The following is a 14,068-nucleotide window of genomic DNA, read 5'->3' as shown; positions in this document are numbered from 1 at the left end:
AATGGTGTTTCATCGCCACGGGCGCGGGGATCACAGGCTCGATGCGCGCCAGCATCGGCGATGTGATTGCCAGCGGTGGCGAGGGGATGATTCTCAAGTTGCTGGCCGAATGCGCGCAGGTGGCGGAGGGCGCCGGTTATGCGATTCGACGCGACGTCAGGCAGCGCTTTCAAACCATGCTGACCACCCAAGGCTCGAAGATGACCGCGTCCATGCTGCGTGATATCGAGCGCGGCGCCTCGATTGAGGTCGAGCACGTGATCGGCGATATGGTTGCCCGCCGTTCCAGCACCGATAAATCCCCGAAAGGGCAGCTATCGATGCTGGAGGCTGTTTACGTCAATCTCAAGTCCTACGAAGCCCGGCGGGTAAGGGAGGCGGGCTGATCGGTCGCGCGCCGGCTTTTTGAACGGGTCTGTGCATGTCGGTTTGCGACGAGGATGCAGCTCGGTCGATTGCATTGCACAAATGCCGAACCTTTGGGGTGAGCTACCCTCAATCATTCAACATCTGTCATCAGAGGAGAGGCGCACCATGCCGGTCAAGCACGATTTGTACGCGGATTTAAGTGTCAGCAAGGACGAGTTGGGCAAACTTCGCAGCAAGGATGCCAAGCTCAACCAACTGGTCGACCAATACGAAATGATCGACGCTGACATCGTCAAGGCGGAGGCCGGATCGGCCGGCGACATGTCGGACGACCAACTCAAGAAGCTTAAGGAAAAACGCCTGCTGGCCAAGGACAATATCGTTGACCACCTGCCGCCTTCGAACTGAATCTTCCTGATTCCTGAATAACAGACGGCCGGTTTTCATTGGAAAACCGGCCGTTTTTTATTGAGCGCTCACGTGAACGCGCACGGCAACGAAGCCGCGGCCTCTTCCGAAAAGTACGAGCCAGAGCGGTTCTTTGAACCTGTCAGTTAAGTAGCGAGCTAACTTGTTAGTTGACGGCAACCAATGGTTAAGCGGCGGCGGGCGCTGAGGGAGCGACGGCTGTCATGGATCCAAAAGTGTCGCCGAAAATAAACGGCGCCGGGCGTACGCCGTTTAATGTGTCTGCCGCCGGGCAGCAGCAGACGCGTGACTTAAACACTAAACCCGGGTGGCTAACATGCGCACGGGTGGGCAAGTCAGCTGCACCGGGTGGTTCATTGGGGTTCTTGGTTCGGTGCGATTTCGGCCTGAATACGTTTGTAAATTTCTTCACGGTGTACTGAAACATTCTTCGGGGCGTTGATGCCGAGCCTTACTTGAAGGCCTTGTACGCCCAGAATGGTGACAGTGATTTCGTCACCGATGTTTATGCTTTCGCCGACTTTGCGGGTGAGTATCAACATAATCTTTTCCTTGATGGCCTCTTGAAGCGCCTCTACCAGGAGGCTGGCGTTAGCCTTTTGGGTGGTGGTAATGCCGAGTGCATCCAAATGCGTCCGTCAGTATGACGCTATGGATACGGTTTTAATTCCCCAGGACCCGCTTCTTATCATTGGTATGGGTGCTCCCGAGGCGAGACGGCATGCGAATTTTGCCTGTTTTTGGCAGTACATCCCCTTAGTGATTGGCTATAACCCTGATAGCCGGATCCGGGGCGGCGCCTATTGCACACTCCTTTCGCATTTATTGCAAAGAACTCGTGCCAGACGGCGATGAAATTTTCATTAGCCTGCTTGTACGTGATCTCCTAGAGCAGTGTAGGAGAGTTCCGAATTGCGTGGCGGCAAAGTGAGATGAGTTTGAGCAAATCAGCGACAGGCTGCGTGAGTCCCGCAGCGTGCGAGCGAGCAGAGGCGGGAGGAGGGCAGAAACAACATGCCCACCGCGAGGGTGGGCATGGGTGCAGCGGTCAGGGAATCAGACCACCAGCGACAGCAGCATGATCAGGATGATACCCACCACGGAGAGGATGGTTTCCATCACGGTCCAAGTCTTCAGGGTTTCAACCACGGTCATGTTGAAGTACTGCTTCACCAGCCAGAAACCGGCATCGTTGACGTGGGACAGGATCAGCGAGCCTGCGCCGGTGGCCAGCACCAGCAGCTCGCGGTTGACGCCTGGCACCAGTGCAACGACGGGGGCCACGATCCCGGCGCCGGTGATGGTGGCAACGGTTGCAGAACCGGTCGCAACGCGGATCACCGCAGCCACCAGCCACGCCAGCAGGATCGGCGAAATCTGCGCCTGCACGGCCATGTGACCGATCAGGTTGCCGACGCCGCTGTCCACCAGCATTTGTTTGAAGCCGCCACCCGCGCCCACGATCAGCACGATTGCGGCGACCGGCGCCAGGCTCTGGTCCAGCAGTTTGATGATCTGGTCGCGGCTGAAGCCGCGTGCCGAGCCAAAGGTGTAGAACGCCAGCAGCAACGCGAAGAGCAGGGCGGCGATCGGGTGACCGATGAAGTCCATCCAGATGCGGAAGATATGGCCGTTCGGCAACGCGACGTCAGCGAAGGTTTTCAGCAGCATCAGGAAAACCGGCAGCAGGATCGTGACCAGCGTGATGCCGAAGCTCGGCAGGTTCTCGTTGGTCGATTCCTTGGCGATCTGGTCCATCAGCTCTTTGGACGGGTTGCCAGGAATGCGTTTGGCGATCCATTTACCAAAGATCGGGCCGGCGATGATTGCCGTCGGGAAAGCGACGATCAGGCCGTAGAAAATGGTCTTGCCGATGTCAGCGTTGAAGATGCCGATGGCCAGCAGCGGGCCCGGGTGCGGTGGCACCAGACCGTGTACCGCGGACAGGCCGGCAAGCAGCGGGATACCGATCTTGACGATGGAGACGCCGCTGCGACGGGCAACGATGAACACCAGCGGGATCAGCAGCACGAAGCCGATTTCGAAGAACAGCGGGATACCGACCAGAAAGGCCGAGAACATCATGGCCCAGTGAACACGATCCTTGCCGAAGCGACGAATCAACGTCTGGGCGATCTGGTCGGCACCGCCGGAGTCAGCCATCAACTTGCCAAGCATGGTGCCCAGGCCAAGAATGATACCGACGAAACCCAGAACGCCGCCAAAACCGTCCTGGAACGATTTCATGACTTTGTCTACTGGCATCCCGGAGGTCAGCCCGAGAAAACCTGCTGCGATGGTCAGTGCAATAAAAGGGTGGACTTTGAACTTGGTGATCAATAGCACGAGGCCAATGATGGTCACCAACGCATCGACGAGTAGATACGTGTCTTGAGTCATACCGAACATGGGGTGTCTCTCCGTTGTATTTTGTTTTTTTGGAGCTACTGCTCAGCGCTGTTGTTCACTGCCATGTGCACACAAGAAGACAGCGCTGTCTTTGTCGCTCACGCCGGATCCAGGATCAAGAGCCGGTGAGAGCGTTGGCAGATTGGGTTTGCGAAGCGGTCCACCAGGTCGCCGCTTCGGCACCGATGGTCTCGATGGTTTTGGTCGCATCGACGACCAGCGTCCGGTCCTCACCGTAGGGCGGCTCGAGGGTCGCGAACTGGCTGTCGACAAGACTGGCCGGCATGAAATGCCCCGGGCGGTGCGAGCAACGCTCGGTCGCCAGCTCCTTGGTCAGTTCCAGAAACACGAAACCAAGCCCTGGCACAGCTGCACGCAGACGGTCACGGTAGATGAGTTTGAGGGAGGAGCAGGTCAGGACCGGCTTTTCGCCATTCTTCAGCGCGTTGGCCACTTCTTCGCCCAAGCGGGTCAACCAGCCTGCGCGGTCTTCGTCATTGAGAGGATGGCCAGCGCTCATCTTGTCGATGTTCGCCTGAGGATGGAACGCATCGCCTTCGATAAGGCGACCGCCGCAGTTCTTGGCAATTTCAGCGCCGACGGCGCTTTTGCCGCAGCCGGAAACACCCATTACCACAACGGCGGATATTGCATGTGGAGCAGTAGTCATAAAAACCTCGTCCCGAAGACAGCGCTGTCTTTGCCGGATGGTGTGCAAAACCGGCAAGACTGTTTCCGGGTGTAGTCATTGTTATGGGTATCTCGCTGATCCATGAGATGCATCGGTTCCGTTCGTGAGTACGATCGAAGAAAGTTGCGGGCCTCCGTGAGATAGCGCTACCTTAGAGCCCATCCGAAACAATCGCAACCCCTTCAGCTTTTCCTTCCAATCAGTTGGCAACGCATGACACGCATTGGTTCCCGCTCCACCGGTCGTCCCACACTCAATGAAGTCGCGAAACTGGCCGCCGTCTCCCCGATTACCGCTTCCCGAGCACTGCGTGGCGTGGCCACGGTGGCGCCGGAACTGGTGGAGAAAGTCCGTGCCGCTGCGCAGAGTCTAGGCTATGTCGCCAACCCTGCTGCCCGTGCGCTGGCTTCCTCGCAAAGTCAGTCGGTCGTGGTGCTGGTGCCGTCCCTGTCCAACCAGTTGTTCATTGAGACACTGGAAGCCATTCAAACCGTCTTGCGCCCGCGCGGGCTGGAAGTGGTGATCGGTAACTATCACTACTCGCCTATAGAAGAAGAAAACCTGTTGCGCAGCCATCTGGCGAACCGACCGCGTGGCATTTTGCTGACCGGCTTCGATCGCAGTCAGGCTGCGCAACAGCTGCTGGCGGCGAGTGGTGTACCGTGCGTGCACATGATGGAGCTCGACCCTGCGCGCGCGGAGCCTTGCGTGGGGTTTTCCCAGCAGCAGGCGGGCGCCGAGGCGGCGCGGCATTTGTTGAGCCGTGGGCGTCGGCGTCTGGCGTATGTGTCGGCGCAACTCGACCCACGGGTGATTCAGCGCGGCACGGGGTTTCGCGGCGCACTGGAAGCGCAAGGGCTGTATGACGAAACCTTGCAGATGGCCTCGCCGCTGCCGTCCTCGATCGGCCTGGGCGGCGAGTTGTTTGCGCGTCTGCTGGCAGAGCATCCGGACGTGGACGGGGTCTTCTTCTGTAACGACGACCTGGCGCAAGGGGCTGCGCTGGAGGCATTGCGTCGCGGGATCAAGATTCCTGAGCAAGTGTCGCTGATCGGCTTCAACGACTTGCCAGGCTCGGCCCATATGGTGCCGCGTCTGACCTCCATTCGTACCCCCCGTGAAGAAGTCGGTCAGCGCGCCGCGCAATTGCTGCTCGGCTTGCTGGACGGCAATGTTCAGCAGGCGCAGGTCGATCTGGGGTTTGAGCTGGTGGTGCGGGAAAGCACCTGATCACGATGGTGTGCGTACCGGGATTTCTGGCTGACACATCTCGTTGCGGGAGCCGCAGGAGGTAACGACGGTGGCGAATGCAGTGTGTCAGGTAAACCGCTTTCGCCACCGTCGTAACCTCCTGCAGCTCCCACAGGTGCTGCAGTCTTCCTGGGACAGCTTTACTTGTCTTCTTTCTTGTACGCCAACCGGAACGCGTGCAGCAGCGGTTCGGTGTATCCGCTTGGCTGTTCACGACCTTTGAACACCAGTTCATATGCGGCCTGAAACGCGACCGATTTGTCGAAGTTTTCCGCCATCGGTTTGTAGGCCGAATCGCCGGCGTTCTGCTTGTCCACGACCTTCGCCATGCGCTTGAGAGCTTCCAGTGCGTAGTGATCGTCGATCACCTTGTGGCGCAGCCAGTTGGCGATGTGCTGACTGGAAATGCGCAGCGTGGCGCGGTCTTCCATCAAACCGACGTTGTGGATGTCCGGCACCTTGGAACAGCCGACGCCTTGCTCGACCCAACGCACGACGTAGCCCAACAGCCCTTGCGCATTGTTCTCCACCTCTTCGCGAATCTGCTCGTCAGTCCAGTTCGCTTCGGCCACAACCGGGATGCTCAACAGGTCGAGCAGAATGTCTTCGCTGACGCTGTCCAGATCAACCTGTTCCAGCTCCAGTTGCACCGCCTTCACATCGACCTTGTGATAGTGCAGGGCGTGCAGGGTGGCGGCGGTCGGTGAAGGCACCCAGGCGGTGGTCGCACCGGACTTCGGATGGCCGATCTTTTGCGCCAGCATGTCGGCCATCTGGTCCGGCATTGCCCACATGCCTTTGCCGATCTGCGCCCGACCGCGCAGACCACACGCCAGACCGACCAGCACGTTGCTGCGCTCGTAGGCCTTGATCCACGGCGTGGCCTTCATGTCGCCCTTGCGCAGCATCGCGCCTGCTTCCATCGAGGTGTGCATCTCGTCGCCAGTGCGGTCGAGGAAGCCGGTGTTGATGAACGCCACCCGTGCGGACGCGGCGTTGATGCAGGCCTTGAGGTTGACACTGGTGCGCCGCTCTTCGTCCATGATCCCCATTTTCAGGGTGTTGCGCGGGATCTTCAGAACGTCTTCGATGCGGCTGAACAGTTGATCGGCGAAGGCCACTTCGGCCGGGCCGTGCATCTTCGGTTTGACGATGTAGACACTGCCCGCACGCGAGTTGCCGCGATTGTGCAGATCGTGCAGCGCGATCAGGCTGGTGATCACGCCGTCGAGAATACCTTCCGGAATTTCCTTTTTGCCGTCGTAAAGGATCGCCGGGTTGGTCATCAGATGGCCGACGTTGCGGATGAACAGCAGCGAACGACCGTGCAGGGTGACACGGCTGCCGTCGGCGGCGGTGTATTCGCGATCGGGGTTGAGTCGGCGAGTGATGGTCTTGCCGCCCTTGACCAGCGCTTCGGTCAGGTCGCCCTTCATCAGGCCCAGCCAGTTGCGGTAGATCACCAGCTTGTCGTCGGCGTCAACGGCCGCCACGGAGTCTTCGCAGTCGATGATCGTCGACAGTGCCGCTTCTATCAGCAGGTCTTTGATGCCCGCAGGATCGCTGCTGCCGATCGGGCTGGTCGGATCAATCTGGATTTCGATGTGCAGGCCGTGGTTTTTCAGCAGGATCGCAGTGGGCTGCTGGGAGTCACCCTGATAGCCGACGTATTTTTCCGGCTGTGCGAGGCGCGACTGGCTGCCGTCGGCCAGGGTCACCCGCAGTTCGCCGCTGTCCACGGCGTAGGCCTTGGCGTCGACATGGGAGCCGGACGCCAGCGGTGCTGCTTCGTCGAGCAGCGCACGGGCGAAGGCGATGACTTTTTCGCCACGCAGCGGGTTGTAGCCGGCCTTGATCTCCGCACCGTTGGCGCTGGAAATGGCGTCGGTGCCGTACAGCGCGTCATACAGCGAGCCCCAACGGGCGTTGGCGGCGTTGAGTGCGTAACGCGCATTGGCGGCGGGCACCACGAGCTGCGGACCGGCCTGTTCGCTGACTTCAATGTCGACCTTGCTGGTGGTCGCCTGAACCTCGGCCGGCACCGGTTGCAGGTAGCCGATGGAGTCGAGGAAGGCGATGTAGGCAGGCATGTCGGTGACAGGGCCCGGATTGGACTTGTGCCATTTGTCCATCTGCACCTGAATCCGGTCGCGCTCGGCCAGCAGTTCACGGTTGATGGGCGCCAGGTCGTGGACCAGCGAGTCAAAATCGGCCCAGAAGACGTCCGGGTCCAGTCCCGTTCCGGGAAGCACGTCCTCGTCGACAAAGCGTTTCAGGTTGGCCGCGACCTTCAGGTTGTGGCTGTTGACGAATTCGGTCATCTCGGGTTCTCCGTTAAAAACATGTCTATGCACCTTCCGTCGATGGCGGATGGGCATTTCTGCATCACGCCTTATGTGTAGGAGCGCGCTTGTTCTGGGCCGCACTCGGACGATCTGGCGCGAAGCGGCAGTAAACCCTGATCGCGCGAAACCTCTGACACTCCGCGTATGGATCATTTGCTGCCGGTTCCCGGCAGATCGCGAGCAAGCTTGCTCCTACGCCCTCCGGGCAGAATCAAAAGCAGTGCAGCATTTATCCCGCGTTCACCGCTGCGACACCGACCTTGGCGACTTGCGCATCCTGGTCGGCTTTTACGCCGGACACACCCACCGCACCGATGGTTTCGCCGCCCACGATCACCGGCACGCCGCCTTCCAGCGAGGTCAGCAGCGGCGCGGTCACGAATGCGGTGCGACCGCCATTGACCATCTCCTCGTAGCCTTTGGACTCGCGACGGCCCAGCGCCGAGGTGCGGGCCTTTTCGATGGCGATATAGCCGCCAATCGGCGCGCAACCGTCCAGGCGCTCGAAGCCCAGCAGGTGGCCGCCGTCGTCGGTCACGGCGATGGACACGGCCCAGCCGTTGGCCTGAGCTTCGGCGCGGGCGGCGGCGAGGATTTGCGTGACTTCGGTCTGGGTCAGTACCGATTTGGTTTTCATGAAGTTCTCCTGATGAAGAGGGTGGCGAAAGGGAGAAGACGGTCTGCGATCAACTTGGATGCAGCGCGTCCTCGATGAGTTCGATCCAGTGCTTGACCGGTGTGCGGCCCGCGCTGGCCAGGTGGGTCTGGCAACCGATGTTGGCGGTCGCGATGACCTCAGGTCGGCCGCTTTCCAGCGCATTCATTTTGTTGTCGCGCAATTGCTTCGACAGCACCGGTTGGGTGATCGAGTACGTGCCTGCCGAGCCACAGCATAGGTGACTGTCAGGAACCGTGGTCAGGTTGAACCCCAGTCGGGTCAGCACCGCCTCCACCGCGCCGCCGAGTTTCTGCGCGTGCTGCAGGGTGCAGGGACAATGAAACGCCAGTTTTGCGCTGGTGCAGGCCCCGAGTTTTTCCAGGGGTTCGACACGCAGCACCTCCACCAGGTCTTTGGTCAGGGCGCTGACTTTGGCTGCCTTGTCGGCGTACGCCGGATCGTCGCGCAGCATTTGGCCGTAATCCTTGACGAACGCACCGCAACCGCTGGCCGTTTGCACAATGGCTTCGGCACCGGCCTGCACGCTCGGCCACCAGGCATCGATGTTGCGCCGGGCGCGGTCCAGGCCTTGTTCCTGTGCATTCAAGTGGTAATCCACCGCGCCGCAGCACCCGGCCTGCGCGATCGATTTCACGCTGATTCCCAGGCGATCCAGCACCCGCGCGGTTGCGGCGTTGGTGTTGGGTGAAAGGCCCGGCTGCACGCAGCCTTCAAGAATGAGCACCTGCCGGGCATGTTGTTGCGTGGGGCGGGCTTTGGCCGGACGAATGTTGCCGGGCAACTTGTCCTTGAGCGAGCCCGGCAGCAGGGGGCGAAACGAATTGCCCATCTGCGTGAGCGTCTTGAACAGGCCGGCGTTCGGCACCACGGCGCGCAGGCTCTCGCGCAACATGCGCTGGCTCAGGGGACGGGGCACGGCGGCGTCGACCACGGCACGACCGATGTCCAGCAGGTTGTGATAATTCACGCCGGACGGGCAGGTGGTTTCGCAGTTGCGGCAGGACAGGCAACGGTCCAGGTGCAGCTGGGTTTTCTCGGTGACTTCCTTGCCTTCCAGGACTTGCTTGATCAGGTAAATTCGCCCGCGCGGGCCGTCCAGCTCATCGCCAAGCAGTTGGTAGGTCGGGCAGGTGGCGTTGCAGAAACCGCAATGCACGCAACTGCGCAAAATGCTTTCGGCTTCTTCGCCGCGGGGCAGGCGTTTTGCCTGTTCGCTCAGGGTGGTCTGCATGGTTCAGATCTCTGCGTACATTCGGCCCGGATTGAAGATTCCGTGCGGATCGAGTTGCGCCTTGAGCTGGCGGTGATAGCGCAGGAGCGGCGCTGCCAAGGGCTGAAACGGGCTGTCGTCCAGGCCGTGGCTGTAAGAGAGCGCATGCCCGCCAACCGCGCTGACGATGGCGCGAATCTCGCTGCCGCTGGCGTCGGATTTGAGCCAGCGTTGCGCGCCACCCCAGTCGATCAATTGATCGCCCGGCAGGTCGAGCACAGCGGTATTGGTCGGCAGCGACAGCCGCCACAGCGGTCGGCCATCGGTGAAGAAGTCCAGCCGATGCTCGTTCAGCGCTCGCCAGTAAGCCGGGTCGATGGATTCACCGCCCAGGCGATCGTGGGCCGCCGCCACCGAGCCTTCGCCACCTTCCAGGCGCAGCCTCAGCACACGGCCATCGTGACTGGCCGCACTGATCGGTAACGGCTGCTGGCCCCACTCAGCCAAGCGGGCGAGGGCACGGGCGCTGTCCATCTCCAATGCGATGCTGGTGCACAGGCGTGGCTTGGGCAGCACTTTCAGTGAGACTTCGGTGATCAATCCCAGGCAACCGAAACTGCCGGCCATCAAACGCGAAAGGTCATAACCGGCGACGTTTTTCATCACCTCGCCGCCGAATTTCAGGTGTTTGCCCAAACCGGTGATGACGCGTGTGCCGAGAACAAAATCGCGCACCGAGCCTGACCAAGGCCGGCGCGGACCGGACAAGCCCGCCGCGATCATGCCGCCCACCGTTGCATCGCCTACGCCGCCGTCACTGAAGGTGGGCGGCTCGCACGGCAGCATCTGTCCGGCATCGTCCAGCGCAGCGTTGAGTTCGCTGAGCGGGGTTCCGGCGCGGGCAGTGATGACCAGTTCGGTCGGGTCGTACGTCACGATGCCGCGATGAGCCCGAGTGTCGAGCACTTCCCCGGCGACTTCCCGGCCCAGGAATGACTTGCTGTTGGCGCCCTGAATACGCAGCGGCAGGCCGCTTTCAATGGCTTGGTTAACCTGTTCCTGCAGCACGTCGCTGGCGTCGCGATCCTGCGCGGTGAAATGGGGTTGACGTTCGGCACCCATCAGAAACGCTCCAGTTCAGGGAAGGGCAGCTTGCCCATGTGCACGTGCATCGCACCGAATTCGGCGCAACGATGCAGCGTCGGGATGTTCTTGCCGGGATTGAGCATGCCGCTGGGGTCAAACGCCGCTTTTACCGCATGGAACAACGTCAGTTCGTCGCTGTTGAACTGCGCGCACATCTGATTGATCTTCTCGCGGCCGACCCCGTGCTCGCCGGTAATGCTGCCGCCGACTTTCACGCACAGCTCGAGAATTTTGCCGCCCAGCGCTTCGGCCCTGTCCAGCTCGCCCGGTTGGTTGGCATCGAACAGAATCAAAGGGTGCATGTTGCCGTCGCCGGCATGAAACACGTTGGCCACGCGCAGCCCGTATTCTTCGGACAAGGCCGAGATGCCTTTGAGCACGCCCGGCAATTCCCGGCGCGGAATGGTGCCGTCCATGCAGTAGTAATCGGGTGACAACCGACCCACCGCAGGAAACGCATTTTTACGACCGGCCCAGAAACGCACGCGCTCGGCTTCGTCTTTGGCCTGGCGCACTTCGGTGGCGCCGGCTTTTTCAAGCACGGCGCGAACCCGGTCGCAGTCGTCGTGAACGTCGGCTTCCACGCCGTCGAGTTCGCACAGCAGAATGGCTTCGGCGTCGACCGGGTAACCCGCGTGAATAAAGTCTTCGGCGGCCCGGATCGCCAGGTTGTCCATCATCTCCAGCCCGCCCGGAATGATCCCCTCGGCGATGATGTCGCCCACCGCACGCCCGGCTTTCTCCACGGAGTCGAACGCCGCCAGCAGCACCCGCGCGACTTGCGGTTTGGGCAACAGCTTGACGGTGACTTCGGTGATGATGCCCAGCATGCCCTCGGAGCCGGTGAACAGCGCCAGCAGGTCGAAGCCGGGCGTGTCCAGTGCGTCCGAGCCCAACACCATACGTTCGCCTTCGACGGTCAGGATGTCGACCTTGAGCAGGTTGTGCACGGTCAGGCCGTACTTGAGGCAGTGCACGCCACCTGCGTTTTCCGCGACGTTGCCGCCGATGGAACAGGCGATTTGCGACGACGGGTCGGGTGCGTAGTAGAGGTCGTGAGGCGCAGCAGCCTGAGAAATGGCCAGATTGCGCACGCCGGGTTGAACACGGGCGAAACGTCCGGCGGGGTCGATATGCAGGATCTTGTTAAAGCGCGCCATCACAAGCAGCACGCCTTTTTCCAAGGGCAGGGCGCCACCGGACAAGCCTGTTCCCGCGCCGCGCGCCACGACGGGCACGCCGCGCTCGTGGCAGACCTTGAGCAGCGTCTGGACCTGTTCGACCCGCTCCGGCAGCACCACCAGCATCGGGGTGGTGCGATAGGCGGAGAGGCCGTCGCATTCGTAAGGACGCAGTTCTTCTTCGCGATGGAGGATGTCCAGATCAGGCAGTCGCGCTTGCAGGGCCTGAAGCAGCTGAGCCTTGTCGATAGCAGGCAACGCGCCATCGACGCGTTCGTCGTACAGAATATTCATGATGGGTTCGCAACCCTGTTGTTTTTATATAAAGCGGTTTTATGGAGGGCCCGTTCTTTGACGGAACGTTCTACCGCTGACTTGCATCATTGGCTGTGAGCGTCTTACTGTCCATGTCTTAAAGCACTGGTCGAACCAGTTTTTTTTGTCATTTGCACAACGTCTGTTGAAAAATTGGTTGCTTATCAAGGTCTTGGTATCGGGTCGTTTCCTCGATATCTTCACGTTTATCACTGGTCATACCAGTTGGTTCGGCGTGAATGGATACTGCTCTTCCAATGCTTGATCAAAGAACGCTGTCTTGTAGGAGCCGGCTTGCTGGCGAATGCGGTCAGGCAGAAAGCTAAAGGGTAGCTGACCCTCTGCGTTCGCCAGCACGCCGACTCCTACAGGCATGCACAGGAATCACCCCTATCGCGGACGCTGGATCAATGGAAACGCCTGCAAACAAGCTCGCGCCTCAAGTCGCCGATGTGGTCAGCGAGCGTATCGAACGGCTGATCGTCGACGGTGTGCTCAAGGTCGGGCAGTTGTTGCCCTCCGAGCGGCGCCTGACCGAGAAGCTCGGCGTATCGCGCACGGCGCTGCGTGAAGGGCTCAAGCTGTTACGCGCCAGAGGTATCATCGAGACCCGACAAGGCAAGGGCTCGTTCGTCGCCCAGATGGGTGGGTTGGGGCTGACCGCCGCCTCGCCCTTGATGCACTTATTCGCCTCTCAACCTCGCACGCTGTACGACCTGTTCGAGGTGCGCAGCCTGCTGGAAGGGGAATCCGCTCGCCTGGCAGCCTTGCGTGGGACCGACGCTGATTTCGTGCTGATCAGCCGGGCCTACGACGCGCTGGTTGCCGCTCACGACCATGAACTGTCGGCCTCCGAACACGCACGCCTCGATCATGCCTTCCACCTGGCAATCTGCGAGGCCTCGCACAACCCGGTCTTGGTCCAGACCCTGCGCTCGCTGACCGACCTGTTACTCAACACGGTGTTTGCATCAGTCAACAACCTCTACCACCGCGAAGCGCAGAAGCGCCAGATCGACCGCCATCATGCGCGGCTTTACAACGCCGTCACCGGGCGGCTGCCGGAACAGGCGCGCAAGGCGGCCGTGGCGCACATTCAGAGCATCTGCGACAGCCTGCGCGAGATCGAGAACGAAGAGCAGCGACTGGTGCGGGCCACCTTGCGGCTGGAGGGGGTGGACCTGACCTTGACAGCTGACAGGTATTGCCGCAATTTACGCATTGCGTAAATCGTTTACGAATAAAACAAGAAAACAACGCGAAGGCCTGCCCGTGGATCTTTATACCTACTACCGATCAACCTCCAGCTACCGGGTGCGGATTGCCCTGGCGCTGAAAGGGCTGGAGGTCAATGCCATCCCCGTCAACCTGATCCGCGACGGCGGCGAGCATCGCAAACCTGACTACCTGGCGATCAATCCTCAGGGTCGCGTTCCCGCGCTTCGGCTCGACACGGGCGAGGTCATCATCCAGTCGATGGCGATCATCGAATACCTGGAAGAGCGTGCATCCCTCCCGGCGTTGCTGCCCGGGGATCTGATTCAGCGAGCCCGGCATCGAGCGGTGGCTGCGTTGATCGGCTGCGACATTCATCCTCTGCACAACGTCGCGGTGCTCAATCGGTTGCGCGGTCTTGGGCATGACGAAGGCAACGTGACGGCCTGGATTGGACACTGGATCGGTGAGGGCTTTGCCGCGATTGAAGCGATGATGGGCGACGAAGGCTTCTGTTTCGGCGAGGTGGGCCTGGCCGATGTTTACCTTTTACCGCAGCTGTATGCGGCACGCCGCTTCAATGTCGACCTGACCGCGTTCCCGCGCATCTGCCGGGTCGAGGCGCTGGCGTTGCAGCATCCGGCCTTTCAGGCCGCGCACCCTGATGCGCAATCCGACAAGCCGGAGTAACCTCTCTTTCATGAAAATCTTCGGTCTGCAACTGATCTTCGGCGACTTCCTCGCCCGCAGTGTACGGGGCATTCCCTGTGCGCCACCCGCTGAACTGTGACCCTCGCCGCTGTGCCTCTCACTTTTTAGCAGGAGCAA

General features: G+C 60.7%; 14 protein-coding genes. 5 read left to right on the top strand and 9 right to left on the bottom strand.

Features of this window, described 5'->3' with window-relative positions; genetic code table 11:
- The first annotated feature begins 41 nt into the window (after window positions 1-41).
- Both AB4N84_RS00755 and AB4N84_RS00750 read left to right on the top strand, forming a co-directional pair.
- Window positions 42-386, top strand: coding sequence for a ketopantoate reductase C-terminal domain-containing protein (locus tag AB4N84_RS00755; protein WP_460044832.1), 345 nt, complete (start codon window positions 42-44; stop codon window positions 384-386).
- Window positions 387-534: 148 nt separating this feature from the next.
- The gene (locus AB4N84_RS00750) at window positions 535-777 is read left to right on the top strand and encodes a DUF465 domain-containing protein (RefSeq protein ID WP_074754306.1); all 243 of its coding nucleotides are present in this window, start codon (window positions 535-537) and stop codon (window positions 775-777) included.
- A 374-nt stretch (window positions 778-1,151) separates the two neighbouring features.
- Here AB4N84_RS00750 and csrA read toward each other — a convergent pair whose 3' ends face one another.
- The 3 genes from csrA to AB4N84_RS00735 form a co-directional block, all read right to left on the bottom strand.
- Window positions 1,152-1,340 carry a carbon storage regulator CsrA gene (gene csrA, locus AB4N84_RS00745; RefSeq protein WP_062380972.1) on the bottom strand — a complete coding sequence of 63 codons (189 nt, stop codon included), beginning with the start codon at window positions 1,338-1,340 and terminating at the stop codon, window positions 1,152-1,154.
- A 514-nt stretch (window positions 1,341-1,854) separates the two neighbouring features.
- Window positions 1,855-3,207, bottom strand: a complete 1,353-nt coding sequence (locus AB4N84_RS00740) for a GntP family permease (RefSeq protein ID WP_460044830.1) — start codon at window positions 3,205-3,207, stop codon at window positions 1,855-1,857.
- Between the two features lie 115 nt (window positions 3,208-3,322).
- Window positions 3,323-3,838 carry a gluconokinase gene (locus AB4N84_RS00735; protein ID WP_460047191.1) on the bottom strand — a complete coding sequence of 172 codons (516 nt, stop codon included), beginning with the start codon at window positions 3,836-3,838 and terminating at the stop codon, window positions 3,323-3,325.
- A gap of 273 nt (window positions 3,839-4,111) precedes the next feature.
- On the opposite strand from AB4N84_RS00735, the gene gntR reads away from it, so the two are divergent.
- Window positions 4,112-5,128 carry an HTH-type transcriptional regulator GntR gene (gene gntR, locus AB4N84_RS00730; RefSeq protein WP_074754300.1) on the top strand — a complete coding sequence of 339 codons (1,017 nt, stop codon included), beginning with the start codon at window positions 4,112-4,114 and terminating at the stop codon, window positions 5,126-5,128.
- Between the two features lie 161 nt (window positions 5,129-5,289).
- On the opposite strand, the gene AB4N84_RS00725 is transcribed toward gntR, so the two are convergent.
- The 6 genes from AB4N84_RS00725 to AB4N84_RS00700 all read right to left on the bottom strand — a co-directional run bounded on the left by AB4N84_RS00725 (window position 5,290) and on the right by AB4N84_RS00700 (window position 12,400).
- Complete coding sequence (locus AB4N84_RS00725) at window positions 5,290-7,470, bottom strand: malate synthase G (RefSeq protein WP_460044829.1); 2,181 nt, start codon at window positions 7,468-7,470, stop codon at window positions 5,290-5,292.
- A gap of 253 nt (window positions 7,471-7,723) precedes the next feature.
- Window positions 7,724-8,131 (bottom strand): heme-binding protein, encoded by a 408-nt coding sequence (locus AB4N84_RS00720; protein ID WP_460044827.1) that lies wholly within the window; start codon window positions 8,129-8,131, stop codon window positions 7,724-7,726.
- A gap of 49 nt (window positions 8,132-8,180) precedes the next feature.
- Entirely contained in the window at window positions 8,181-9,404 is a 1,224-nt protein-coding gene (glcF, locus tag AB4N84_RS00715) for a glycolate oxidase subunit GlcF (RefSeq protein ID WP_460044826.1), read from the bottom strand.
- 3 nt (window positions 9,405-9,407) lie between these two features.
- Window positions 9,408-10,505, bottom strand: a complete 1,098-nt coding sequence (gene glcE / locus AB4N84_RS00710; RefSeq protein WP_460044824.1) for a glycolate oxidase subunit GlcE — start codon at window positions 10,503-10,505, stop codon at window positions 9,408-9,410.
- Window positions 10,505-12,004: a glycolate oxidase subunit GlcD gene (gene glcD, locus AB4N84_RS00705; RefSeq protein ID WP_074754290.1), complete on the bottom strand. Its 1,500-nt coding sequence runs from the start codon at window positions 12,002-12,004 to the stop codon at window positions 10,505-10,507. Before glcD ends, glcE begins: the two co-directional genes overlap by 1 nt.
- A gap of 237 nt (window positions 12,005-12,241) precedes the next feature.
- Window positions 12,242-12,400, bottom strand: coding sequence for a hypothetical protein (locus AB4N84_RS00700; protein WP_460044822.1), 159 nt, complete (start codon window positions 12,398-12,400; stop codon window positions 12,242-12,244).
- A 35-nt stretch (window positions 12,401-12,435) separates the two neighbouring features.
- Here AB4N84_RS00700 and glcC point away from each other — a divergent pair, with 35 nt between their 5' ends.
- Together glcC and maiA are read left to right on the top strand one after the other, a co-directional pair.
- Complete coding sequence (gene glcC / locus AB4N84_RS00695; RefSeq protein WP_460044821.1) at window positions 12,436-13,254, top strand: transcriptional regulator GlcC; 819 nt, start codon at window positions 12,436-12,438, stop codon at window positions 13,252-13,254.
- Window positions 13,255-13,297: 43 nt separating this feature from the next.
- Window positions 13,298-13,930, top strand: a complete 633-nt coding sequence (maiA, locus tag AB4N84_RS00690) for a maleylacetoacetate isomerase (RefSeq protein WP_460044820.1) — start codon at window positions 13,298-13,300, stop codon at window positions 13,928-13,930.
- Window positions 13,931-14,068 lie beyond the last annotated feature (138 nt).

This window comes from Pseudomonas sp. S2_H01 (genome assembly GCF_054668305.1).
The sequence above is the reverse complement of the archived record's forward strand: the minus strand, read 5'-3'. Positions and strand labels throughout refer to the sequence as shown.